This window comes from Streptomyces sp. NPDC055749 (genome assembly GCF_053617235.1).
Genome location: NZ_JBSHFH010000042.1, coordinates 24,793 through 48,248 on the forward strand (window position 1 = coordinate 24,793; position 23,456 = coordinate 48,248).

At 69.9% G+C, this 23,456-nt stretch carries 23 protein-coding genes; 5 read left to right on the forward strand and 18 right to left on the reverse strand.

What is annotated here, in order from left to right; genetic code table 11:
* Positions 1-2: 2 nt before the first annotated feature.
* Both ACWGO0_RS26885 and pyrR read right to left on the reverse strand, forming a co-directional pair.
* Entirely contained in the window at positions 3-995 is a 993-nt protein-coding gene (locus ACWGO0_RS26885; protein WP_453540202.1) for an aspartate carbamoyltransferase catalytic subunit, read from the reverse strand.
* A 94-nt stretch (positions 996-1,089) separates the two neighbouring features.
* Entirely contained in the window at positions 1,090-1,674 is a 585-nt protein-coding gene (pyrR, locus tag ACWGO0_RS26890; protein WP_453540204.1) for a bifunctional pyr operon transcriptional regulator/uracil phosphoribosyltransferase PyrR, read from the reverse strand.
* Positions 1,675-1,895: 221 nt separating this feature from the next.
* Here pyrR and bldD point away from each other — a divergent pair, with 221 nt between their 5' ends.
* The gene (bldD, locus tag ACWGO0_RS26895; RefSeq protein WP_328909047.1) at positions 1,896-2,393 is read left to right on the forward strand and encodes a transcriptional regulator BldD; all 498 of its coding nucleotides are present in this window, start codon (positions 1,896-1,898) and stop codon (positions 2,391-2,393) included.
* Positions 2,394-2,549: 156 nt separating this feature from the next.
* On the opposite strand, the gene nusB is transcribed toward bldD, so the two are convergent.
* The 13 genes from nusB to ACWGO0_RS26960 all read right to left on the reverse strand — a co-directional run bounded on the left by nusB (position 2,550) and on the right by ACWGO0_RS26960 (position 15,650).
* Positions 2,550-2,981 carry a transcription antitermination factor NusB gene (gene nusB / locus ACWGO0_RS26900; protein WP_453540208.1) on the reverse strand — a complete coding sequence of 144 codons (432 nt, stop codon included), beginning with the start codon at positions 2,979-2,981 and terminating at the stop codon, positions 2,550-2,552.
* Positions 2,982-2,983: 2 nt separating this feature from the next.
* Positions 2,984-3,550, reverse strand: a complete 567-nt coding sequence (efp, locus tag ACWGO0_RS26905) for an elongation factor P (protein WP_205021949.1) — start codon at positions 3,548-3,550, stop codon at positions 2,984-2,986.
* A 49-nt stretch (positions 3,551-3,599) separates the two neighbouring features.
* Positions 3,600-4,706 (reverse strand): aminopeptidase P family protein, encoded by a 1,107-nt coding sequence (locus tag ACWGO0_RS26910; protein WP_453540212.1) that lies wholly within the window; start codon positions 4,704-4,706, stop codon positions 3,600-3,602.
* A 70-nt stretch (positions 4,707-4,776) separates the two neighbouring features.
* Positions 4,777-5,601, reverse strand: coding sequence for a Pro-rich N-terminal domain-containing protein (locus tag ACWGO0_RS26915; protein ID WP_453540215.1), 825 nt, complete (start codon positions 5,599-5,601; stop codon positions 4,777-4,779).
* Between the two features lie 127 nt (positions 5,602-5,728).
* Positions 5,729-6,169, reverse strand: coding sequence for a type II 3-dehydroquinate dehydratase (aroQ, locus tag ACWGO0_RS26920; RefSeq protein WP_453540218.1), 441 nt, complete (start codon positions 6,167-6,169; stop codon positions 5,729-5,731).
* Positions 6,166-7,779 carry a 3-dehydroquinate synthase gene (aroB, locus tag ACWGO0_RS26925; RefSeq protein ID WP_453540221.1) on the reverse strand — a complete coding sequence of 538 codons (1,614 nt, stop codon included), beginning with the start codon at positions 7,777-7,779 and terminating at the stop codon, positions 6,166-6,168. Before aroB ends, aroQ begins: the two co-directional genes overlap by 4 nt.
* On the reverse strand, positions 7,776-8,960 hold the full coding sequence (gene aroC / locus ACWGO0_RS26930) for a chorismate synthase (RefSeq protein WP_453540224.1): 1,185 nt from the start codon (positions 8,958-8,960) through the stop codon (positions 7,776-7,778). Before aroC ends, aroB begins: the two co-directional genes overlap by 4 nt.
* 147 nt (positions 8,961-9,107) lie before the next feature.
* Complete coding sequence (locus ACWGO0_RS26935; RefSeq protein WP_453540227.1) at positions 9,108-9,935, reverse strand: shikimate dehydrogenase; 828 nt, start codon at positions 9,933-9,935, stop codon at positions 9,108-9,110.
* Positions 9,932-11,608 (reverse strand): endolytic transglycosylase MltG, encoded by a 1,677-nt coding sequence (gene mltG, locus ACWGO0_RS26940; protein ID WP_453540230.1) that lies wholly within the window; start codon positions 11,606-11,608, stop codon positions 9,932-9,934. Before mltG ends, ACWGO0_RS26935 begins: the two co-directional genes overlap by 4 nt.
* Positions 11,609-11,703: 95 nt before the next feature.
* Positions 11,704-12,177 carry a Holliday junction resolvase RuvX gene (gene ruvX, locus ACWGO0_RS26945; RefSeq protein ID WP_453540233.1) on the reverse strand — a complete coding sequence of 158 codons (474 nt, stop codon included), beginning with the start codon at positions 12,175-12,177 and terminating at the stop codon, positions 11,704-11,706.
* A gap of 8 nt (positions 12,178-12,185) precedes the next feature.
* Positions 12,186-14,855, reverse strand: coding sequence for an alanine--tRNA ligase (gene alaS, locus ACWGO0_RS26950; RefSeq protein WP_453540236.1), 2,670 nt, complete (start codon positions 14,853-14,855; stop codon positions 12,186-12,188).
* On the reverse strand, positions 14,855-15,193 hold the full coding sequence (locus tag ACWGO0_RS26955) for a DUF6167 family protein (RefSeq protein ID WP_453540239.1): 339 nt from the start codon (positions 15,191-15,193) through the stop codon (positions 14,855-14,857). The genes alaS and ACWGO0_RS26955 overlap by 1 nt, the downstream gene beginning before the upstream one ends.
* Before the next feature lie 7 nt (positions 15,194-15,200).
* Complete coding sequence (locus ACWGO0_RS26960) at positions 15,201-15,650, reverse strand: DUF948 domain-containing protein (protein WP_453540317.1); 450 nt, start codon at positions 15,648-15,650, stop codon at positions 15,201-15,203.
* A 162-nt stretch (positions 15,651-15,812) separates the two neighbouring features.
* Here ACWGO0_RS26960 and ACWGO0_RS26965 point away from each other — a divergent pair, with 162 nt between their 5' ends.
* Positions 15,813-18,014 carry an ATP-binding protein gene (locus tag ACWGO0_RS26965; RefSeq protein ID WP_453540242.1) on the forward strand — a complete coding sequence of 734 codons (2,202 nt, stop codon included), beginning with the start codon at positions 15,813-15,815 and terminating at the stop codon, positions 18,012-18,014.
* A 14-nt stretch (positions 18,015-18,028) separates the two neighbouring features.
* Here the strand turns inward: ACWGO0_RS26965 and rpsD are convergent, their stop codons facing one another.
* A complete protein-coding gene (gene rpsD / locus ACWGO0_RS26970) occupies positions 18,029-18,643 on the reverse strand; it encodes a 30S ribosomal protein S4 (RefSeq protein WP_018960518.1) in 615 nt (204 codons plus the stop codon).
* A gap of 194 nt (positions 18,644-18,837) precedes the next feature.
* On the opposite strand from rpsD, the gene ACWGO0_RS26975 reads away from it, so the two are divergent.
* Positions 18,838-19,539: a DUF2470 domain-containing protein gene (locus tag ACWGO0_RS26975; RefSeq protein WP_453540245.1), complete on the forward strand. Its 702-nt coding sequence runs from the start codon at positions 18,838-18,840 to the stop codon at positions 19,537-19,539.
* A 4-nt stretch (positions 19,540-19,543) separates the two neighbouring features.
* On the opposite strand, the gene ACWGO0_RS26980 is transcribed toward ACWGO0_RS26975, so the two are convergent.
* The gene (locus ACWGO0_RS26980; protein ID WP_453540247.1) at positions 19,544-20,917 is read right to left on the reverse strand and encodes a replication-associated recombination protein A; all 1,374 of its coding nucleotides are present in this window, start codon (positions 20,915-20,917) and stop codon (positions 19,544-19,546) included.
* Between the two features lie 44 nt (positions 20,918-20,961).
* Positions 20,962-21,597: a vitamin K epoxide reductase family protein gene (locus ACWGO0_RS26985; protein WP_453540250.1), complete on the reverse strand. Its 636-nt coding sequence runs from the start codon at positions 21,595-21,597 to the stop codon at positions 20,962-20,964.
* A 135-nt stretch (positions 21,598-21,732) separates the two neighbouring features.
* Between ACWGO0_RS26985 and ACWGO0_RS26990 the strand changes: the two genes are divergently transcribed.
* The gene (locus ACWGO0_RS26990) at positions 21,733-22,587 is read left to right on the forward strand and encodes an ABC transporter ATP-binding protein (protein ID WP_453540253.1); all 855 of its coding nucleotides are present in this window, start codon (positions 21,733-21,735) and stop codon (positions 22,585-22,587) included.
* Positions 22,584-23,387: an ABC transporter permease gene (locus tag ACWGO0_RS26995; protein WP_453540256.1), complete on the forward strand. Its 804-nt coding sequence runs from the start codon at positions 22,584-22,586 to the stop codon at positions 23,385-23,387. Before ACWGO0_RS26990 ends, ACWGO0_RS26995 begins: the two co-directional genes overlap by 4 nt.
* Positions 23,388-23,456: the final 69 nt, after the last annotated feature.

The window sequence follows — 23,456 nt, forward strand, 5'->3', positions numbered from 1 at the left end:
GGTTACTTGTTCTCCTCGGTACGGGCGGGGGTGGCGGGCGCCGGGGCGGCGGACTCGTTGCCACCGAGCAGCAGGTAGAGCACGGCCATGCGGATGGAGACTCCGTTGGCGACCTGCTCGACGACCGTGCAGCGGTCGGAGTCGGCCACGTCGGCGGTGATCTCCATGCCGCGGACCATCGGCCCGGGGTGCATGACGATGGCGTGCTCGGGCATCTTGGCCATGCGCGAGCCGTCCAGGCCGTAGCGCCGTGAGTACTCGCGCTCGGTCGGGAAGTAGGCGGCGTTCATCCGTTCACGCTGCACACGAAGCATCATCACCGCGTCCGACTTCGGCAGCACCTCGTCGAGGCTGTAGCTGACGTCGCAGGGCCACGCCTCCACGCCCACCGGGACGAGGGTCGGCGGGGCCACCAGGGTGACGTGGGCGCCGAGCGTGGTCAGCAGGTGGACGTTGGAGCGTGCCACCCGGCTGTGCAGGATGTCGCCGACGATCGTGATGCGGCGCCCGTCGAGGTCCTTGCCGAGACCGGCGTCGGCCCCGACCAGCCTTCGGCGCATCGTGAAGGCGTCCAGCAGGGCCTGGGTGGGGTGCTCGTGGGTGCCGTCACCCGCGTTGACCACGGCTCCGTCGATCCAGCCGGAGGTGGCGAGGCGGTACGGGGCACCCGATGCGCCGTGCCGGATGACGACGGCGTCCGCGCCCATCGCCTCCAGGGTCAGGGCGGTGTCCTTGAGCGACTCGCCCTTGGAGACGGACGAGCCCTTCGCGGAGAAGTTGATGACATCGGCGGAGAGGCGCTTGGCGGCGGCCTCGAAGGAGATGCGGGTACGCGTCGAGTCCTCGAAGAAGAGGTTGACGACCGTACGCCCGCGCAGGGTGGGGAGCTTCTTGATCGGCCGGTCCGCGACCCGGGCCATCTCCTCGGCTGTTTCGAGGATCAGGACGGCGTCGTCGCGGGTGAGGTCGGCGGCCGAGATGAGGTGACGCTTCATCTGGGGGTTCTCCGGGTTGCTGGAGGGAGGATTCGGGCACGCGGGCGTGCGGAAGCTGCTGTACGGCCTGACTGGCGGCGTACGGGCCGGGCAGCTACTGCTCGACCGCCGGGGCCGTCTGCTGGACACCGAGCAGCACGGCGTCGCGGCCGTCCTCCTCGGCGAGCTGGACCTTGACCGTCTCCCGCAGCGACGTCGGGAGGTTCTTGCCGACGTAGTCGGCTCGGATGGGGAGTTCGCGGTGACCGCGGTCGACGAGGACCGCGAGCTGCACGGCGCGGGGGCGGCCGATGTCGCCGAGCGCGTCGAGTGCGGCGCGGATCGTACGGCCGGAGAAGAGCACGTCGTCGACGAGGACGACGAGCCGGCCCTCGATGCCCTCACCGGGGATCTCGGTACGGGCCAGGGCGCGCGCGGGGCGCATCCTCAGGTCGTCGCGGTACATCGTGATGTCGAGCGATCCGACCGGCATCTTCCGGCCGGTGATCTCTTCGAGCTTGTCGGCGAGCCGACGGGCGAGGAACACGCCTCGTGTCGGGATGCCGAGCAGCACCACGTCGTCGGCGCCCTTGGCGCGTTCGACGATCTCGTGGGCGATCCGGGTCAGTACCCGGGCGATGTCGGGAGCCTCGAGAACGGGGCGTGCCGCATTGCCGGTGGCGTCATGCTGTGCGTCCATAAGAAACGGACCTCCTTCTCCGCCTCACTGGACGGACGTTAAAGGACGTCGAAATTGCGTCATCTACGTTACCAGGGCTTGTACGGGCCTCTGGCCGCACCCCCGGGAGGTACCGGTCCGGACCATTCAGCTTGACGCATCCAAGTAACGCTGCGTAACCTCACAGTGAGTTACCAGCCACGCGGCGGAGCCGCAAACTGTTCCAGCGTCCGGGGAGCCTTATGTCCAGCGAATACGCAAAACAGCTCGGGGCCAAGCTCCGCGCCATCCGCACCCAGCAGGGCCTCTCCCTCCATGGCGTGGAAGAGAAGTCCCAGGGCCGCTGGAAGGCCGTCGTGGTCGGTTCGTACGAGCGCGGCGACCGCGCCGTGACCGTCCAGCGCCTCGCCGAGCTGGCAGATTTCTACGGGGTCCCGGTGCAGGAGCTGCTGCCCGGTACGACGCCGGGCGGGGCCGCCGAGCCGCCGCCGAAGCTCGTTCTGGACCTGGAGCGCCTCGCCCACGTCCCGCCGGAGAAGGCCGGACCGCTGCAGCGCTACGCCGCGACGATCCAGAGCCAGCGTGGTGACTACAACGGCAAGGTGCTGTCGATCCGCCAGGACGACCTGCGCACGCTGGCCGTGATCTACGACCAGTCGCCGTCCGTGCTCACGGAGCAGCTGATCAGCTGGGGCGTGCTGGACGCGGACGCACGTCGCGCGGTCCACGACGAGGGCTGACACCGCCGCAGAAGAAACGTACCGCCGGGTTGGCGGGGCCCCTGACGGGCGCCCCGCCGGCCCGGCGTTTTCGTATGCCCGGCCCCGGCTGCGGTACGCCGAAGGGCCCACGGTCGCTTCGACCGTGGGCCCTTCGTGGCGAAACGCCGCCGGAGGCTACTGCTCCCGGCGCAGGTTCGGCTTGAGGTCCTTGAAGCGGGCCAGCAGCCCGTTCACGAACGACGGGGAGTCATCGGTGGAGAACTCCTTGGCGAGCTGGACCGCTTCGTCGATCACGACGGCGTCCGGCGTCTCGTCCATCCAGATCAGCTCATACGCACCGAGCCGCAGAATGCTCCGGTCGACGACCGGCATGCGGTCGATCTCCCAGTCCACGGCGTAGGTGACGATGAGGTCGTCGATGCGGTCCGCGTACTGCGCGTACCCCTCGACGAGCTCCATCGTGAATTCGCCGACCGGCGGCTGTCGGTCGTCGGTCCGCGAGAGCCGCACCCAGTCCGCGAGGACCGTCGTCACGGACTCACCGCGCTGGTCGGCCTCGAAGAGGATCTGGAAGGCGCGCTTGCGGGCCTTGTTCCGGGCAGCCACGGTTAGCTGTTCACCCGGCCGAGGTAGTCGCCCGTACGGGTGTCGACCTTGATCTTCTCGCCGGTGGTGATGAAGAGCGGAACACCGATCTCGTAACCGGTCTCCAGGGTGGCGGGCTTGCTGCCACCGGTGGAGCGGTCGCCCTGGACACCCGGGTCGGTGTGCTGGATGGTCAGCTCGACGGCGGCGGGCAGCTCGACGTAGAGCACCTCGCCCTCGTGCTGGGCCACGGAGGCCGTGAACCCCTCGATGAGGAAGTTGGCGGCGTTGCCGACAGCCTTGCGGTCGACCATCAGCTGGTCGTACGTGTTCATGTCCATGAAGACGAAGTACTCGCCGTCCATGTACGAGAACTGCATGTCGCGGCGGTCAATGGTGGCCGTCTCGACCTTCACGCCGGCGTTGAACGTCTTGTCGACGACCTTGCCGGAGAGCACGTTCTTGAGCTTGGTGCGCACGAAGGCCGGGCCCTTGCCGGGCTTGACGTGCTGGAACTCGACGACGGACCAGAGCTGGCCTCCGTCGAGCTTGAGCACCAGGCCGTTCTTGAGGTCGTTCGTGGAAGCCACGGTTGCGGAATCTCCTGGACTGAAGCTGGTGGACGACAAAGGATGCGCGCTAGAGCGCGAGCAGCTCCTTGGTCGTAATGGTGAGTAGCTCGGGTCCGCCGTCCGCCTCTGGGCGCACGACGAGCGTGTCATCGATCCGGACACCGCCCCGGCCCGGGAGGTGGACCCCCGGTTCGACGGTGACCGGCACACAAGCGTCCAGTTTACCCATGGCTGTAGGTGCCAGCTGCGGGTCCTCGTCGATTTCGAGCCCGACGCCGTGCCCGGTCCAGGGTGCGAGGCCCTCACCGTAGCCCGCGGAGTCCAGCAGATGACGGGCAGCGTGGTCCACGTCGCGGTAGGCGGCGCCGGGCAGAAGAGCCTCCCGCCCGGCCCGCTGAGCGGCGAAAACAAGGTCGTAGAGCTCGATCTGCCAGTCCGCGGGAGTCGTCCCGATCACGAACGTACGGCCGATCTCGCACCGGTAGCCGCGATAGTTGGCGCCGAGGCAGACGGAGAGGAAATCGCCTTCCTCCACCCGTCGGTCCGAGGGCCTGTGACGGCCCTGTCCCGAATTCGGCCCGGTGGCGACGGACGTCGCGAAGGCCGGGCCGTCGGCGCCGTGGTCCACGAGGCGGCGTTCCAGCTCCAGTGCGAGGTGACGCTCGGTACGGCCCACCAGGATCGATTCGAGGAGCTCGCCGAGGGCCTGGTCGGTGATCTCGGCGGCGATCCGCAGACAGGCGATCTCCTCCTCGTCCTTGACGATCCGGAGCTGTTCCACGCTGGAGCCGAGATCGGCCAGCCGCAGCCGGGGAGCGACGGAGCCCATGGCACGGTGGCGGGCGACCGTCAGATCGTGTTCCTCCACCGCGAGCGATTCCGCGCCCAGGGAGGTGGCCAGATCGGCGGCGGCGACCACCGGGTCGCCGTCGGGCACCGGCAGCACGGTCTGCCGCAGCGCCTCGTCGGGGCGGCCCTCGGCGGGATCGCCGGTGGGGGCGCGGGGGCAGAGCAGGACGTCCTCGGTGGGTCCGAGCAGCAGGACGGCCCCGAGGGGGGCTCCTCCGGCGAGATAGCGGACGTTGGCGGGGCGGGAGACCAGGGCGGCCACGGATCCCGCGGCGGCGCACCGGTCGCGGAGCAGGCCACGGCGGACGGCGTACACCTCTGACATGTTCCGAGCCTACGAGCGGGGGCCCGGGACCGCCCGGCCAGCGCATCCGACCGGGGGGACCGCCGGCGTACTACCAGGCCGGCGGGCTGGCTATGGAGCGGGCGAGGACGTCGTCCAGGACCCGGGCCGTCGTTTCCACGTCGTAACTGGAGTTGTCGATGATGGGCAGCCCCGAGCCGTACCAGCCGGCCATGCGGCCGTGGATGCGGGCCACTTCCTCGTCGGACAGCCGCCGGTTCCCGCTGCGGGCCGCGTTGCGCTCCAGCACGACCTCCAGGCCGGGCAGGAGCACGACGGGCAGGAGTCCGGGGCCGACGTGGCGCTTCCAGCCGCCGAGGCCGACGACGGGCCGGTCGGGGAAGACCGCGTCGTCGAGGATGCAGGAGATGCCGTTGGCCAGGAAGTTACGGGCGGCGAAGCCGCAGGTGCGACGGGCCAGGCGGTACTGGGCCTCGGAGTGGTCGTTCCACCCGGCCTGCGGGTCGGCGAAGCCGGCGCAGACCCATTCGCGGACGTCATCGAGGGAGACATGTGCGGTGGGGACCTGGCGGCGGGCGGCCCAGAGTCTGGCCACGGTGGTCTTCCCGGCACCTGCCGGGCCGATCAGGAGCACGGCGAGCGTCGCCGTACCGGTGCCGGGCTCTGCGGGCGGCGCGGGCAGCGGCACGGGGCCGCCCGGGGGCAGCTGTACATGCCCGGTGGTCTCGCGCGAGGGCGGTACGGGGGCGTGGCGGGGCGCGGGGCCGGTCCAGCCCTGCCCGGGGGGCGGGGGTGGTATCGGCGGCGGGCCGGGGTGGCCAGGAGGGCCGGGGTGCTGGGCCTGGTGCGGCCGGCCGGCAGGTCCGTTTCCGGGTCCTTGGGGCGGCGGCAGCGGGGCCCCCACTGCGTGCTGCATCCGGTGCCACTCCGTCTCGTACAGGCAACTGGCGCTGGTGGAACGGCAACCGTACCGTCCCCGGCCGCCGTGAGGTGAACGGACGGGGACGGTACGGAGTGCCCCGTCGGCCGGGGTGGCCGACGGATCAGACGTCGAGTTCGTCGGCGAGGGCCCGCAGGGCGAGGCGGTAGGAGCCGATACCGAATCCGGCCACGGTCCCGGTGGCCACGGGCGCGACCACCGATGTGTGGCGGAATTCCTCCCGTGCGTACGGATTCGAGATGTGCACCTCGATCAGCGGGGCGGTCCGCTGGGCGGCGGCGTCCCGCATTCCGTACGAGTAGTGCGTGAACGCACCCGGGTTGAGAACGACCGGAATTGAACCGTCCGCGGCGTCGTGGAGCCAGCGGATCATCTGGCCCTCGTCGTTGGTCTCGCGTACGTCGACGTCGAAGCCGAGCTCCTTGCCCAGCGTCTGGCAGGTCTCGATGAGTCCGGCGTAGGAGGTCGCGCCGTACACATCGGGTTCGCGTGAACCGAGGCGGCCGAGGTTCGGCCCGTTGAGCACGAGGACCTTCCGGGTCACGCGGAGACCTCCCCGTAGGCGGCGAGCAGGATGGCCGGGTCGGGGCCTTCGAGGACGGTGGGCTTGCCCAGGCCGTCGAGGACGATGAAGCGCAGGAGGTCGCCGCGGGACTTCTTGTCGACCTTCATGTTCTCCAGCAGCTTGGGCCACTGGTCGCCGCGGTAGGTGAGCGGCAGCCCGACGGACTCCAGGACGGCGCGGTGCCGGTCGGCGGTCGCGTCGTCGAGCCGGCCGGCGAGCCTGCCCAGTTCGGCGGCGAAGACCATGCCGATCGAGACGGCCGCGCCGTGGCGCCACTTGTAGCGCTCGTTCTTCTCGATGGCGTGCGCCAGGGTGTGCCCGTAGTTGAGGATCTCCCGGAGTCCGGACTCCTTGAGGTCGCTGGAGACGACCTCCGCCTTGACCCGGATGGACCGCTCGATCAGCTCGGCGGTGTGCTGTCCCGTCGGCGTACGGGCGCCTTCGGGATCGGCCTCGATGAGGTCGAGGATGGCCGGGTCGGCGATGAAGCCGGCCTTGATGATCTCGGCCATGCCGGAGACGTAGTCGTTGACCGGCAGCGAGTCGAGGGCGGCGAGGTCGCAGAGCACGCCGGCGGGCGGGTGGAAGGCGCCCACGAGGTTCTTGCCCTCGGCCGTGTTGATGCCGGTCTTCCCGCCGACCGCGGCGTCGACCATGCCGAGCACGGTGGTGGGTACGGCGATCCAGCGGACGCCGCGCAGCCAGCTGGCCGCGACGAATCCCGCCACGTCGGTGGTGGCGCCGCCACCGATGCCGACGATGACATCGGTGCGGGTGAAGCCGGTCTGGCCGAGCGCCTTCCAGCAGTACGCCGCGACCTCGACGGTCTTGGCCTCCTCGGCGTTCGGCAGCTGGATGGCGATGGCCTCGTAGCCCTGGGACGCGAGGTCCTCCCGGACCGCCTCACCGGTCTCGGCGAGTGCCTCGGGGTGCAGGACGGCGACCCGCTTCGCGCGGTTGCCGATGAGGGTGGGCAGCTCACCGAGGAGCTGCCGGCCGACCAGTACCTCGTACGGGTCGGTGCCCGCGGTGCCCGCGACCTGGATGCGAGTGGGTCCCTGCTCCGTCATGAGTGTGCTCTCCGGCAGTTCCAGTGCGTCGAGGATCGCCTGGGCGACCTCGTCGGGGGTGCGGTCGTCGGTGGCGACGGTCGTGCCTGCCACCTCGGCGTAGAGGTGACGGCGGGCTTCCATCAGCTCGCGCCACTGCCGGCGCGGGTTGACGGCGAGCAGCGGCCTGGCCGTGTTGAGGCCAACGCGCTTGACCGCCTCGTCGACGTCCATCGAGAGGTAGACGACGGTGTGGCCGGCGAGCAGCTCGCGGGTCGTGGCGTCGAGGACGGCGCCGCCGCCGAGGGAGAGGACACCGGTGTGTCCCTCCACCGCGGCCCGTACGGCCTGCCGCTCCAGGGCGCGGAAGTGGTCCTCGCCCTCGTCGTAGAAGATCTCCGGGATCGGCTTGCCCGCCGTGGCCACGACGTCCGCGTCGGTGTCCCGGTAGGCGGTGCCGAGCCGTTCGGCGAGCAGTTCACCGACCGTGGACTTCCCGACGCCCATGGGCCCGACGAGGACGACCAGAGGGCGGCTCATCGGATCTGGAGGTTGTCGAGGTACGACTGCACGTTGCGGTGGGTCTCGGGCACGCTGTCGCCGCCGAACTTCTCCGCGACCGCGTCGGCCAGGACCAGGGCGACCATCGCCTCGGCGACGATGCCCGCGGCCGGAACGGCACAGACATCGGAGCGCTGGTGGTGGGCCTTGGCGGGCTCACCGGTGACGACGTCGACGGTGCCGAGCGCGCGGGGCACGGTGGCGATGGGCTTCATCGCGGCGCGGACCCGCAGCAGTTCACCGGTGGTCAGACCGCCCTCGGTGCCGCCGGCGCGCCCGGAGGCGCGCTTGAGGCCGTCCTCGGTGACCAGGATCTCGTCGTGCGCCTGGGAACCGGGCACGCGTGCCAGGTCGAAACCGTCACCGACCTCGACGCCCTTGATGGCCTGAATGCCCATCAGGGCGGCGGCGAGACGGGCGTCCAGACGGCGGTCCCAGTGCACGTGCGAACCGAGGCCGACCGGCACTCCGTACGCCAGCACCTCGACGACTCCGCCGAGCGTGTCGCCGTCCTTGTGAGCCTGGTCGATCTCGGCGACCATCGCCTTCGAAGCGTCGGCGTCCAGGCAGCGCACCGGGTCGGCGTCGAGCTTCTCGACATCGGCGGGCGTGGGGTAGACGCCGTACGGCGCCTTCGCGGCGGCCAGCTCCACGACGTGGCTGACGATCTCGATGCCCGCGGTCTCCTTGAGGTACGACCGGGCGACGGCGCCGAGCGCGACGCGGGCCGCGGTCTCCCGGGCGCTGGCGCGCTCCAGGATCGGCCGGGCCTCGTCGAAGCCGTACTTCTGCATCCCCGCGAGGTCGGCGTGGCCGGGGCGGGGGCGGGTCAGCGGGGCGTTACGGGCCAGCTTGGCCAGCTCGTCGGGGTCCACCGGGTCGGCCGACATGACCTGTTCCCACTTGGGCCACTCGGTATTGCCGACCATGACGGCGACGGGCGATCCCATGGTGAGACCGTGCCGGACACCACCCAGGAAGGTGACCTCGTCCTTCTCGAACTTCATCCGCGCACCGCGGCCGTAACCGAGCCGCCGCCGGGCGAGCGCGTCCGCCACCATCTCCGTGGTGATCGGCACGCCGGCGGGAAGACCCTCCAGCGTCGCCACGAGTGCGGGGCCGTGCGACTCCCCCGCGGTCAGCCAGCGCAACCTGCTCAACGGTGCTCCTCATGCTCGCGCCTGAAAATCCAACGGCGCGACCGGGTGCGCGGCCCTGGCCCGCCGCCTCCGATCCTCCCACGACCGGGGGTGCGAACCGGCCGCCGGTCCAGCAGACGGACGGCGCGGCTGCCCCGGCCGGGGGCATCAGCGGGCCGCGAGCGCCTGTTCTCCCGCGTGCCGCATGGCGGCGAGGGGGGCCGGAGCGCGGCCGGTCATCTGCTCGACCTGCAGGACCGCCTGGTGTACGAGGAGGTCGAGACCTCCGACGACTGATCCCTCGCGGGCCGACCATGCTGCTGCGAGCGCGGTCGGCCAGGGCTCGTACAACACGTCGAACAGCGTGCCGGGAGCCTCGGGTACGGCTGCGGCGAGCGCGTCCGTGGTCCCGGCGGGCGTGGTGGCGACGACCAGCGGGGCGTGCAGGGCCTGCGCCCCGTCCGACCAGTCGGCGATCCGTACGTCGACGGCGAGGCGCTCGCCCCAGGCGCGCATCTCGTCGCCGCGTTCCCGGCTGCGTACATATGCCGTGACCGGTCCGGTGCAGATTTCGGCGAGGGCGGCGAGCGCGGAGGAGGCGGTGGCTCCGGCGCCGAGGACGGCGGCCGACTCCACCTTTTCCACGCCGCGTTCGCGCAGTGCCGCGATCATGCCGGGGATGTCGGTGTTGTCGCCGACGCGTCGGCCGTCCTCGGTGAGGACCACGGTGTTGACCGCTTCGACCGAGGCCGCGGTCGCGCTGATCTCGTCCAGCAGGGGGATGATCGCGCGCTTGAGCGGCATGGTCAGCGACAGCCCCGCCCAGGAGCGGTCCAGCCCCTCGACGAATCCGGGAAGCGCGGCCTCGTCCACCTCGAAGCGGTCGTACGACCAGTCGTCGAGGCCGAGTTCCGCGTAGGCGGCGCGGTGGAGGACCGGGGAGAGCGAGTGGGCGATGGGCGAGCCGAGGACGGCGGCCCGACGGTTGGTGCTCACTGCTTGGCCTTCTCGTCCTCGTACTTCTGCCGGTTGCGCTCGTGCTCCTCGTTCGTCACGGCGAAGACGGTCTTGTCCTCGGTCACGGAGACGAAGTAGTACCAGGGACCGGAGGCCGGGTTCATCGCCGAGTGCAGAGCGTCCGCGCCGGGGTTGCTGATCGGACCGGCGGGAAGCCCCTGGATCTTGTACGTGTTGTAGGGGTCGTCGATCTTCCGGAGACCATCCACGGGGCCGAGATCCAGTGTGCTCTGACCCTTGATGTAATTGACCGTGGAGTCGAATTCGAGCCTGCCGACCGTTTCCGTATTGCCGGGCTTGAGGCGGTTGTATACGACCCGTGCGACCTTGTCGAAGTCGTGCTTGTACTTGCCCTCGACCTGCACGAGGCTCGCGACCGTGATGAGCTGCCAAGGATTCTTGAGACCCAGCTTGGTCGCCTTCTCCTCGACCTCGGCCTTCTCGTACTCCTCATTGGCCCGGGCGACCATGCGCTTCAGGGCGTCCTCGGGCTTCGACCCCTTGGAAACCGGATAGGCGGCCGGGTAGAGGAACCCTTCCAGCGGGTCCTTGACCTCGGGATTGTCCTCGGCCCAGTCCGGCAGCCCCAGGCTCTCCGCATTCGTCTCGGCAATCTTGGCGGTGCTGCCCTTTTTGAGCCCGAGGCGTTCGTCGATCTTGGCGTAGACCTTGACGTTCTTCGTTCCCTCGGGAATCACGAGGGCATTCTGGCTCTTCGGGTCCAGCATCAGCTTCACGGCACTGTCCGCCGACATCTCCTCCTTGAGGAGATACACGCCGGCCTGAATGAATTTGCCCCGCGGATTGGCATTCTGTGCCGATGTGAAGGCCCCGATGGATTTGACGACGCCCTTCTGCTTCAGAATGTCCGCGATCTCGTTGCCGAGCGCACCCTTGGGAATCTCCACCTCGACGGTGCCGCTGCCTTCGCCCGCGTAATCAGGCGCCTCGCCGAACTGTTCCTTGTAGTACGAGTAGCCCATATAGGCGGCTCCGCCGAGGCCACCGACCAGGACCACCGATACGACCAGGCAGGCGCAGCCGCTGCGGCTCTTCTTCTTGCCCTTGCCCCGGCGTTCGCCTCCGCCGCGTCCCCCGCGGCGCGATGAGCGGGAGTCGTCCTCGTACTCGTCGTCGTACTCGTCGTCCCGGGCGTCACGGCCGACCGGCTCGTCGGAGCCCGTGAAGAAGGGGTGCGTCTCTTCCTGGGGTACGTCCGGATTCCAGTCCGGTGTCTGCTGTTCCGGCACGGCCTCGCGGCGGCCGGGGGGCTGCGGTGGCGGGTAGGCCTCCGGCGTCCCGTAGTAGTCCTGCTGTCCGCCGTAGCCGCCCGGCTGCTGCCCGTACGGGTCCTGGGGCTGCCCGCCGTACGGCATGGCCGCCTGCTGGCCGGTGTCCCAGCCGCCGTTGTACTGGGGCTGCTGGGGCGGCTGCTGGGCATACGGGTCTTGCGGGGTGCCGTACTGCTGCTGTGGCGGGTACGGCTGCTGCGGCTGCTGCTGGGCGTACGGGTCCTGGGGGTAGGGCTGCTGCTGGCCGCCGTACTGGCTCTGGCCGTGGGCAGCCTGCTGGCCTCCCCATCCCTGGTCCCCGTACAAGGGGTCTTCGGGATGCCACGGTTCGGAGCCGGGGCTCCGGCCATACTCAGTCATCGATCCCCTAGTGCCGCGAGACGACGTTCCGCCTCTTTGCTGTGCAGTGTTTGTTCGAACACCGCCGCATCGCGCGGAACGTTACCGTATCGCGATCAGACAACCACTTCGACGCCCTCGCCCGGAGCTTTACCTGACGCCCGTTCGGACTCCAGAGCGTTCTGGAGGATCACCACAGCGGCAGCCTGGTCAATGACAGAACGGCCTTTCTTGGACTTCACGCCCGAGGCGCGCAGTCCCTGAGTGGCCGTCACTGTGGTCATCCTCTCGTCCACCAATCGCACCGGAATGGGTGCGACCGAGCGGGCGAACACCTGGGCGAACGCTCGAACTTTGGCGGCTGCGGGGCCCTCGCCTCCGCCCAGGGAGCGGGGCAGACCGATGATGACCTCGATCGGCTCATACTCCTCCACGATCTGCCCCAGCCGCCGGTGGGCGGCCGGGACGTCACGTCCCGGCACGGTCTCCACCGGCGTGGCGAGGATCCCGTCGGGGTCGCACGAGGCGACCCCGATCCGGGCATCCCCGACATCGATCGCCAGTCGGCGACCGCGGCGCATTTCCGTCATGTCCGGCGTCACGCCGTCTCGGTGACGAGGCGTTCGACAGCGGCGACGGCGTCGCCGATCGCGTCCGGGTTCGTGCCGCCGCCCTGGGCGACGTCCGGCTTGCCGCCGCCACCGCCGCCGAGGGTCTTGGCCGCCGTACGGACCAGGTCGCCGGCCTTGAGGCCGCGCTCACGGGCGGCCTCGTTGGTGGCGATGACCGTCAGCGGACGGCCGTTGGCCGTGGTGAACAGGGCCACGACGGCGGGACGGCCGCCCTGGATGCGTCCGCGGACGTCCAGGACGAGCCTGCGCAGGTCGTCGGCGGACGTGCCGTCCGGGACCTGTCCGGTGACCAGGGCGACGCCCCGTACGTCCTTGGCGGAGTCGACGAGTCCGGCGGCGGCCTGGAGGACCTTCTCCGCGCGGAACTTCTCGATCTCCTTCTCGGCGTCCTTCAGCTTGCCGAGCATGGCGGCGATCTTCTCGGGCAGCTCCTCGGAGCGTCCCTTGACCAGCTCCTGGAGCTGGGCGACGACCGTGTGCTCCTTGGCGAGGAAGTTGTACGCGTCGACGCCGACGAGGGCCTCGATGCGACGGACGCCGGAGCCGATCGACGATTCGCCGAGCAGCTTCACCAGGCCCAGCTGGGCGGTGTTGTGGACGTGCGTACCGCCGCACAGCTCCTTGGAGAAGTCGCCGATGGTGACGACGCGGACCCGCTCGCCGTACTTCTCGCCGAACTCGGCGATGGCGCCCTGCTTCTTGGCCTCGTCGATGGACATGACCTCGGCCTGGACGTCCAGTTCGCGGGCCAGGACCTCGTTGATCTTCTGCTCGACGTCGACGAGGACCGTGCCGGGTACGGCGGCGGGCGAGCCGAAGTCGAAGCGGAAGCGGCCGGGCGAGTTCTCCGAACCGGCCTGGGCGGCCGTCGGGCCGAGCGCGTCGCGCAGCGCCTGGTGCGTGAGGTGCGTGGCGCTGTGGGCGCGGGCGATGGCGCGGCGGCGGGTGTTGTCGATGGAGGCGTAGGCGGCGGCGCCGAGCGTGACCTCGCCGACCTGGACCGAGCCCTTGTGGACGGAGACGCCCGGGACCGGCTGCTGTACGTCGCGGATCTGGATGACGGCGCCGGTGTCGAGCCGGATGCGGCCCTGGTCGGCGAGCTGGCCGCCACCCTCGGCGTAGAACGGGGTCCGGTCGAGGACGACCTCGACCTCGTCGCCCTCGGAGGCGGCGGGCGAGGGAAGGCCGTCGACGAGCAGGCCGACGATGGTCGACTCGCCCTCGGTGCTGGTGTAGCCGGTGAACTCGGTGGCGCCCGAGTTGTCGGCGACCTCGCGGTAGGCGGAGAGGTCGGCATGGCCGGTCTTCTTGGCCTTGGCGTCGGCCTTGGCCTTGTCCCGCTGCTCCTGCATGAGGCGGCGGAACCCGTCCTCGTCCACGGAGAGGCCCTGTTCGGCGGCCATCTCCAGGGTGAGGTCGATCGGGAAGCCCCAGGTGTCGTGGAGCAGGAACGCCTTGTCGCCGGCGAGGACCTGGCCACCGGCGGCCTTGGTCTCGGTGACGGCGGTCTCGAGGATGTTGGTGCCGCCCTTGAGGGCCTTGAGGAAGGCGGCTTCCTCGGCGAGGGCGACCGTCTCGATGCGCTTGCGGTCGGTGATGAGCTCGGGGTACTGCTCGCCCATCGTGTTGATCACGACGTCGACCAGTTCACCGGCGACCGAGCCGGTGGCGCCCATCAGCCGCATGTTGCGGATGGCGCGGCGCATGATGCGGCGCAGCACGTAGCCGCGGCCCTCGTTGCCGGGGGTGACGCCGTCGCCGATGAGCATCACGGACGTACGGATGTGGTCGGCGACCACGCGGAGCGAGACGTCGGTGCCCTGCTCGGCCCCGTACCGCACGCCGGTGAGCTCGGTGGCCTTGTCCATGACGACGCGCAGGGTGTCGGTCTCGTACATGTTCTGTACGCCCTGGAGGATCATGGCGAGGCGTTCGAGGCCGAGACCGGTGTCGATGTTCTTCGACGGCAGGTCACCGAGGATCGGGAAGTCCTCCTTGCCGTCACCGGCACCCCGCTCGTACTGCATGAAGACGAGGTTCCAGATCTCCACGTACCGCTCGTCGTTGACGGCCGGGCCGCCCTCGACGCCGAACTCGGGGCCGCGGTCGTAGTTGATCTCGGAGCAGGGTCCGCAGGGGCCCGGGACGCCCATGGACCAGAAGTTGTCCTTCTTGCCCAGGCGCTGGATGCGCTCGGCGGGGACACCGATCTTGTCGCGCCAGATCTGCTCGGCCTCGTCGTCGTCGAGGTAGACCGTGATCCAGAGCTTCTCGGGGTCGAGGCCGTAGCCGCCGTCCTCGACGGAGTTGGTCAGCGCCTCCCAGGCGAACTGGATGGCACCTTCCTTGAAGTAGTCACCGAAGGAGAAGTTGCCGCACATCTGGAAGAACGTGCCGTGGCGGGTGGTCTTGCCGACCTCTTCGATGTCCGGCGTACGGACGCACTTCTGCACGCTGGTGACGCGCGGGGCGGGCGGCTTGACCTCGCCGAGGAAGTACGGCTTGAAGGGGACCATGCCCGCGGGGACCAGCAGCAGAGTCGGGTCGTCCGCGATGAGCGACGCCGAAGGGACGACGGTGTGACCGCGCTCCTCGAAGAAGCTCAGCCAGCGGCGGCGAATTTCAGCCGACTCCATTAGTGGTCCTCATTCCGGTTGTACGACTTGTAGGGGAGGGTGCGGTGTGTGGCGGCGGAGTCCGCCGCTTCGACGGCGTAGTGCTGCCGTACGGGGAGTTCGGGGTCGACCGGTGCCTCCAGGCCCAGCGCCCCGCCCAGTTCGGCCTCACGCCGGTTCATGCCTTCGCGCACGTCGAGGGCGAAGTCCTTGAGCTTGTGACCGGTCTCGATCGCCTTGTCCGCGGCCTGCGCCGCGAGGCTCTCGGGGGTCAGCTGCTTGAGCTTGCGGTTGACCTTGGTGGTGGCCCAGACGCCGGCTGCGGCGCCTGCGGTGAACCAGAACGTACGGCGGAACATCGCTGCGTCAGTCCTTCTGTCCGCGGGAACTTCGGCCGTTCCGCTTCTTGCCTCGGGCGGATGGCACTGTACGGCCCACGACCACCGTACGACGGGAGGTCCGGGCGGCCTGCTCCGGTTCGGGGGCGGACCGGCGGCCGATCGCCTGCCGTACCCCGTAGCCGAAAGCGGCGACCTTGACGAGGGGGCCGCCAAAGGTCGAGGCGACGGTGGTGGAGAGCGCGGACGCGTTGGAGGTGACCTCCTGGACGTCCGAGGCGATCGCGTCGACCTTGTCGAGCTGGGTCTGCGCGGAACGGACCGTCGCCGACGCGTCGGCGAGCAGCGGGACGGCCTGTTCGATCACGTCCGCCACGAGCTTCGTGGTCGCCCTGAGCGTCTGGGCAAGCCTCACCAGCACCACGGCGAGGAACGAAACCAGGATCGCCCAGAAGACGGCCACCAGGATCCCGGCCACCTCTCCACCGGACACAGTGCACCGCTCTCTGCTAGCCAATCGTCGTCTCCCGACCCTATCGCGCCGGGCGTCAGGCCCCGTACCGCATTACCGGTGGCCGGGGGCGGGGTTGGCATAAGGAGATTGTACGGAGAGCTCATCTGTCAGTACTCTGCGTGTTTTATGCGACGCCCTCAGCGCCCCTTCTCCACACCCGACGATCCGGGTTCCCACCCGCCCGCGGTCCGCGGCAATCTGCCGGCGGAACTGAACAGATTCGTGGGCCGTGACGACGAGCTGGCCGAACTGGGCCGCCTGCTGGAGGAGTCCAGGCTGGTGACCGTCGCCGGGGTGGCAGGGGCCGGCAAGACCCGCTGTGTCACGCGGGTCGCGGCGCTGCTGGAGAAACGGTACTGCCATGGTGTCTGGATCGCCGAGCTGTCCGCCGTCCACGACCCGGGACTGCTCGAACACGCCCTGGTCGACGCGCTGGGACTCACCGACCACACCAGCAGGCCGGCGCGTGCCACGCTCATCGACCACCTCGCGTCACGTCAACTCCTGCTCGTGATCGACGGCTTCGATCAGATGACCGAGCCGGTGGCCGAACTCGTACGGGAACTGCTTCGCCGCGCCCCCCGGCTCGCCGTCCTGGCCGCCGGGCGGCGCCCTCTGCGGGTGGACGGCGAGCTGACCCTTCCGCTCGCGCCGATGGCCGATCGGGACGCGATGGAGCTGTTCGCCGAGCGGGCGCGCTCGGTGCGGCCCGGATTCCGGCTGACGGACGTCAACCGGGCCACGGTGCTGGAGCTCTGCCGCCGCCTCGACGGGATTCCGCTGGCACTCGAACTGGCCGCGGGACGTCTGCGCGCACTGTCGGTGGACCAGGTGCTGAACCGCCTCGACGACCGGTTCCGGCTGCTGACCGGCGGCAGCCGCGGCGCTCCTGCCCGCCACCAGACGCTCCGTACGGCCATCGGCTGGAGTCATGAACTGTGCGCGCCGCAGCAGCGACTGCTGTGGGCACGGCTCTCCGTGTTCGCCGGGCAGTTCGACCTGGAGGCCGTCGAGTACATCTGCAGCGGCCCCGATCTGCCGGCCGATTCGGTGCTCGACGTGCTCGACGAACTCCTCGCCCAGTCCGTCGTGGTGCGCGAGGACGCGGCGGCGGGCTGCCGCTACCGGCTGCTGGACACCGTGCGCGAGTACGGCGCCGAGTGGCTGGCCGCCACCGGGGACACCGACCGGCTGCGCCGCAGACACCGCGACTGGTTCCTGGGGCTCGCGACCTGGTGCGAGCTCGACTGGTTCAGTCCGCGCCAGGGCGAGATGGCGGCCCGTATCGACAGCGAACTGCCCAATCTCCGCCGGGCGATGGAATGCTCCATGGAGAGCCCCGACGAGGTCCATCTCGCCCAGTATCTGGCGGGCACCCTCTGGTTCTACTGGGTCGGCTGCGGACGTCTCGCCGAGGGCCGGCACTGGCTGGACCATGTGCTGGAGGAGGAGTCGCCCTACGACGCCTCCCGGCTGAAGGCGCTGTGGGTGCTCGGGTACGTGGCCGTGCTCCAGGGGGACGCGGTCGGCGCCATCTCGGCGCTCCAGGAGTGCCGGGAGGAGGCCGAGCGCGCGGGTGACGCCTCGGCCGTGGCGTACGCGGTGCACCGGATGGGCTGCCTGGCGATCGTCACGGACGACATGGTGCGGGCCGAGGAGCTGCTGCGCGACGCGCTGGTCCGCTACCGGGAGGCCGGTGAGCTGAACAGCAATGTGCTGATGGCCCAGGTCGAGTTGGCGATGGCGGTGGCCTTCCTCGGGGACCTGGACGCCGCGGTCGCGATCTGCGAAGAGGTCAGGGAGATCTGCGAGGACCACGGGGAACGGTGGACGCTCGCCTACGCGCAGTACGTGCTGGCGTACGCGGCCCTGCAGCGGGGAGAGACCGGCCTCGCCCGCCGGATGCTCGCGGAGTGCCTGGTCATCGGCCGGACCTTCCACGATCTGCTCGGGACCGTGCTGACCCTGGAGCTGCTGGCCCTGGTCACCGCGGTCGACGGGGACGCGGCCGAGGCCGCCGTACTGCAGGGGGCCGCCGAGCGGATCTGGCCCTCGGTGGGCCTGCCGCTGTTCGGTTCGGCCTACTACGGGCTGCCGCGGGCCCAGTGCGAGAAGCGGGCCCGCGAGGAGCTGGGCACGGCGACGTACGAGGCGGGGCGCCGGGCGGGCGGGGGGCTGAGCCTGGAGGCGGCCGTGTCGCGGGCCCTGGCCGGCGGGCCGCAGGGCCGGACGGGTCAGCCGGTTCCGGGCGTCATTCCGGCACCGGGGGGAACGCGAAGGCCCGCCGCCTCCCGGACAACAGGGAGGGGCGGGCCCGAGCGCTGGTGAGCGTTACGCCTGGATCAGCGGGCGTAGTACTCGACGACGAGCTGCTCGTCGCAGATGACCGGGATTTCCTTGCGGTTCGGGTCCCGGTCCAGGCGGAAGGCCAGGGCCTTCAGGTTCACCTGGAGGTAGCGCGGGGTCTCACCGTCGGTGTCGTAACCACCCTCGCGGGCCACCTGGAAGGGGACCTTGGAGCGGCTGCGCTCGCGGACCATCACGACGTCGTCGGGACGGACGCGGAACGACGGCTTGTCGACCTTGCCACCGTTGACCTCGATGTGGCCGTGAACGACCATCTGGCGGGCCTGGTAGATGGTGCGGGCGATGCCCGAACGCAGGACCAGGGCGTCGAGGCGACGCTCGAGCTCGACGACCAGCGCCTCGCCCGTCTTGCCTTCGGCCTTCTTGGCACGGTCATAGGCGCGCGCCATCTGGCGCTCGCTGATGTCGTACTGCGCGCGGAGGCGCTGCTTCTCGAGCAGACGGACCTTGTAGTCCGAGTTCTGCTTGCGGCCACGGCCGTGCTCGCCCGGCGGGTACGGACGAGCTTCGAAGTACTTGACAGCCTTCGGCGTCAGAGCGATGCCGAGGGCACGCGACTTCTTGACCTTGGGACGCGACTGGTTAGGCACGTTCTCCAGACCTCCGTTGTAGGTTAAGTTTAGGTAAGGCTTACCTTACTCAAGGAGATCGCATGTCTCGCCCTGGGAACACCACAGACGTCACGGACAACACAGACAGCGGCAGCGCGCACGAGGGCACTGCTACGACGGAAGGCCGATCTGATCGTGGTCAGCCGCGTCCCAGCGGGCTTGAAAACACTCGGATGCCGTCAGCAGCCGAGCGCACACGAACTCTCGTACAGAGTACCTGCTCCGCGGCACTGGTCGTACCCGGGCTCGATGTGCCCTGCCCCGAGCACCTCGTGCCCAGCTCCCGCAGCGTAGGTCCCGACGGTGATCTGTTCCTCGAACTCCCCGCCGGTTCCCCGGTCGTACGGGCCGCGACGCGCGCCCAGGGCGACGAGCTGACCGCCGTACTGGAGCTCACCGATGTGGCGCCGGTCTCCGTACCGCACCGTATCCGTGGCCGCGCCTGGATCTCCGGCTGGCTGACCTCCGTACCGGGGCTGGCGCAGCCCGGCCGGATGATGCTGCGGCTGGAGACGGCGGAGGCGTACGTCGACGATCTCTGGGGGGCGCAGGACGTGGAACCCGACGCGTTCCGCGACGCCTCCCCGGATCCGCTCGTCGTGCACGAGACGGAGCTGCTCCAGCATCTGCACGCGGCGCACGGCGAACAGCTGGGGACGCTCCGCGCCCTGCTGGGCGAGCGGACGGGCTGTGACTGCGCGGAGCACGGGCCCTCCGCCGTGCCGGTGGCCCTCGACCGCTTCGGTCTGCGGGTGCGCTTCGTCGAGGGCCAGGGCTCGTGCTTCGACGCGCGCTTCGAGTTTCCCGAGCCGGTGCGGGACGTCGTCGAACTGCGCCGTGCCATGTACACCCTCTTCGAGGCGGCGTCCTGCTGACCGGTCAGACGGAAGCGCTGCCGTCGGAGCCGTCCCTGCCCAGCCGCTCCCTGACCCGGTCCGCCACATCCGCGTACCGCGCCTCCGCGCCGTAGCGCGTGGGTGTGTAGTACCGCTTGTCGCGCACGGCATCCGGGGCGTACTGCTGGGCGGCGATGCCGCCCGGGACGTCGTGCGGGTAGATATAGCCCTGGGCGTGCCCCAGCTTGGCCGCGCCCTTGTAGTGGCCGTCGCGCAGATGCGCCGGAACGGGGCCCGCGAGTCCCTTGCGCACGTCCTCCTGTGCGGCGGAGATGGCCAGGGTCGCCGCGTTGGACTTGGGCGCCAGCGCCAGTGCGATGGTGGCGTGGCTGAGGGTGAGTGCCGCCTCCGGAAAGCCGATCATGGCCACGGCCTGGGCCGCCGCGACCGCCGTGGGCAGTGCCGTCGGGTCGGCCAGGCCGATGTCCTCGCTGGCGGAGATCATGAGCCGGCGCGCGATGAACCGGGGGTCCTCCCCCGCCTCGATCATGCGGGCCAGATAGTGCAGTGCCGCGTCCACGTCGGAACCGCGGATCGACTTGATGAGGGCGCTCGCCACGTCGTAGTGCTGGTCGCCGTCCCTGTCGTACTTCACGGCGGCGCGGTCGACGGTGCTCTCGACGGTCTGGAGGGTGATCTCCTGCTCGTGCGTGGCCAGTGCGGCACCGGCCGCCGCCTCCAGCGCGGTGAGTGCCCGGCGGGCGTCGCCTCCGGCGATGCGCAGCAGGTGCGCCTGCGCGTCCTCGGCCAGGGTCACCGCGCCGCCGAGTCCGCGCTCGTCGGTCAGGGCGCGGGTGATCAGCGCCAGGAGGTCGTCGTCGGTCAGCGGCTCCAGGGTGAGGAGCAGGGAGCGCGAGAGCAGGGGGGAGATGATCGAGAAGTACGGATTCTCCGTGGTGGCCGCGATCAGCGTCACCCAGCGGTTCTCCACCGCGGGGAGGAGCGAGTCCTGCTGGGCCTTGGAGAAGCGGTGGATCTCGTCGAGGAAGAGGACGGTCTCCTTGCCGAACCCGCCGGTGGCGCGGCGGGCGCCCTCGATGACGGCGCGGACCTCCTTGACTCCCGCGGTGATCGCGGAGAGCTCGACGAAGCGCTTGTTCGTCGCCTTGCTGACCACGTACGCCAAGGTCGTCTTGCCGGTGCCCGGCGGGCCCCAGAGGATCACCGACGACGGTCCGGCGGGGCCGCCGCTGCCCTCCCCCACGAGGCGGCGCAGAGGTGAGCCCGGCTTGAGGAGGTGCTGCTGGCCGACGACCTCGTCGACCGTACGAGGACGCATCCGCACAGCGAGCGGGCTGGCGGACGGGTCCTTCTCCTGGCGGTCTTCGGCTGCTGCGGTAAAGAGATCGGGCTCCACGCTGTGAAGCCTATGTCACCCCACTGACAACGCCCCCGGGCCCGTCAGCTGGTCCAGAAGTCCCACCAGCGGGTCAGGATCAGCATGCCGATGATGCCGATCCAGAGGACCGGCGGCACCCAGTGGAACTCCGTCAGACCGTTGCGCAGCCAGCTGGGAGCCGGCAGGACGTGGTGCTTGATGTTGTGCGTGGTGACGTAGCAGAACATGACGATCGTGGCGACCCAGGCCAGGCAGCACCACAGGCACAGCGAGTTGATGTTGTACAGCGACTGGTACTGGAGCCAGGTGCAGAAGCCGACGCCGAAGAGCGTGCCCGCGTTGAGGCCGAGCCAGAACCAGGGGCGGAAGCGGGCGCCTGCCAGCAGCCCCAGTCCGATGCAGATCACCATCGCGTACGTGACGAGTCCGAGCATCGGGTTGGGGAACCCGAAGGCGGACGCCTGCTCGCTCTTCATGATGTTGCCGCACGCGACGACCGGGTTGAGGCTGCACCCCGGGGTGAAGCTGGGGTCCTCCAGCAGCTTGAACTTGTCGATGGTGATGACCCAGGCGGCGAGCAGTCCGGCCGCACCCGTGATCACCAGGAGCAGTGCCAGCGCGCGACTGCCTCCGATGGTCCGCTTCGCACCGTCCTCCGCCTGGCCCGAGGAGGGATGATCTACCGCTGCAGTCGTCATATCGCCGTTCCGTCACTGAGTAGCCAGCTGGGCACGGCCATTGTGCCGCACCGTCTGCGGCGTCAGCCGTTCGATGGACACACGTGTGTCCGCACGGCCGGCACGGAACCGCCGGCTCCGCGGGACGCTCGGTCCATGACAGAACTCGCAGTCGAAGTCCGCGGATTACGCAAGCGCTACGGCCCGGTGACCGCGGTGGACGGCCTGGACCTGCGGATCATGCCGGGTGAGGTGTTCGGAATCCTCGGGCCCAACGGGGCGGGGAAGAGCACCACGGTCGAGATTCTCCAGGGCCACCGGAGCCGGGACGAGGGAACCGTGCTGGTGCTCGGCACCGACCCGGACGGCGCGGACCGCCGTCACCGTTCCCGGGTCGGTGTCGTCTGGCAGGATGAATCGGCGCCCGCCGAGTTGACGGTGCGCGAGACGGTGACGCACTTCGCCCACTACTACCCCCGTCCGCGCGATGCCGAGGACGTCATCGGTCTGGTCGGTCTGGAGCAGAAGGCGAACTCCCGGATCAAGGAGCTCTCCGGCGGGCAGCGGCGCCGCCTCGATGTGGCACTGGGTGTGATCGGCGGTCCCGAACTCCTGCTGCTGGACGAGCCGACGACCGGTTTCGATCCCGCCGCCCGCCGCCGGTTCTGGGAGCTGATCCGCCTCCTCGCGCGCGAGGGCACCACCATCGTGCTCACCACGCACTACCTGGAGGAGGCCGAGGCGCTGGCCGGCCGGCTCGCCGTGATCACCGCGGGCAAGGTGGTGGCCGAGGGCGAACCCCACGCGCTGCGCGAACGGTACGGCTCCGGTGCCACGGTCGAGTGGACGGAGGCGGACGGCACCCCTCGCTCCGAGACCACGCGGACGCCGACCCGTACCGTCACCGCGCTCGGCCGGCGCTTCGGCGGGGAGATCCCCGGACTCCGGGTCATCCGTCCCACGCTTGAGGACGTCTACCTCGGCCTGATCGGACAGGAGACGGCCACATGACGCTGCCCGGTGTCTGGGAGCTCGGTCTGCGGCGCGGGGCGCTCGAACTGAGGCAGTTCTTCCGCCAGCGCGACCAGGTGGTCTTCACCTTCGCGTTCCCCATCGTGTTTCTGGCCATGTTCGCCTCGATCTTCCGCGACGACGTGGAGGGCGCGGGCATCACCGCCTCGCAGCTCTACGTGCCCGCGATGCTCGCGGCGGGCATCGCGTCGACCAGTTTCCAGTCGCTCGGGATCTCCATCGCGATCGAGCGCGACGAGAAGGTGCTGCGCCGCATCCGGTCCACCCCGATGCCGCCTGCCGCGTACTTCATCGGCAAGGTGTGGCTGGTTCTGGTCACCGGGGTGCTGGAGGCGGTGGCGCTGCTGACGGTCGGGGCGATCCTCTTCGATGTCGGACTGCCCGCGGGGGTGGGCACGTGGCTGACCTTCGGCTGGATCTTCGTCCTCGGGATCACCGGCTGCGCGCTCCTCGGCATCGCGATCAGCAGCCTGCCGCGGTCGGGACGGAGTGCCGGTTCGGTGGTCATCCTGCCGTTCCTCGTCCTGCAGTTCATCTCGGGCGTCTACATACCGGCCGACGAACTGCCGGGCTGGATGCTGAACATCGGGGCACTGTTCCCGCTGAAGTGGATGTGCCAGGGCTTCCGGGGCGTGTTCCTGCCGGAGTCGGCCGCCGTGATCGAGCCGACCGGCAGCTGGGATTACGGGAGTGTGGCCCTGGTCCTGGGTGCCTGGTGCGTCGGAGGTCTGGTGCTGTGTCTGCTGACGTTCCGCTGGAAGGGCCGCCGCGACGGCTGAAGGCACATACGCGGAAAGGGCGGGCCTGTTCCACCGGAACGCCCGCCCCTCCCCCAACCGGGAGCTCCG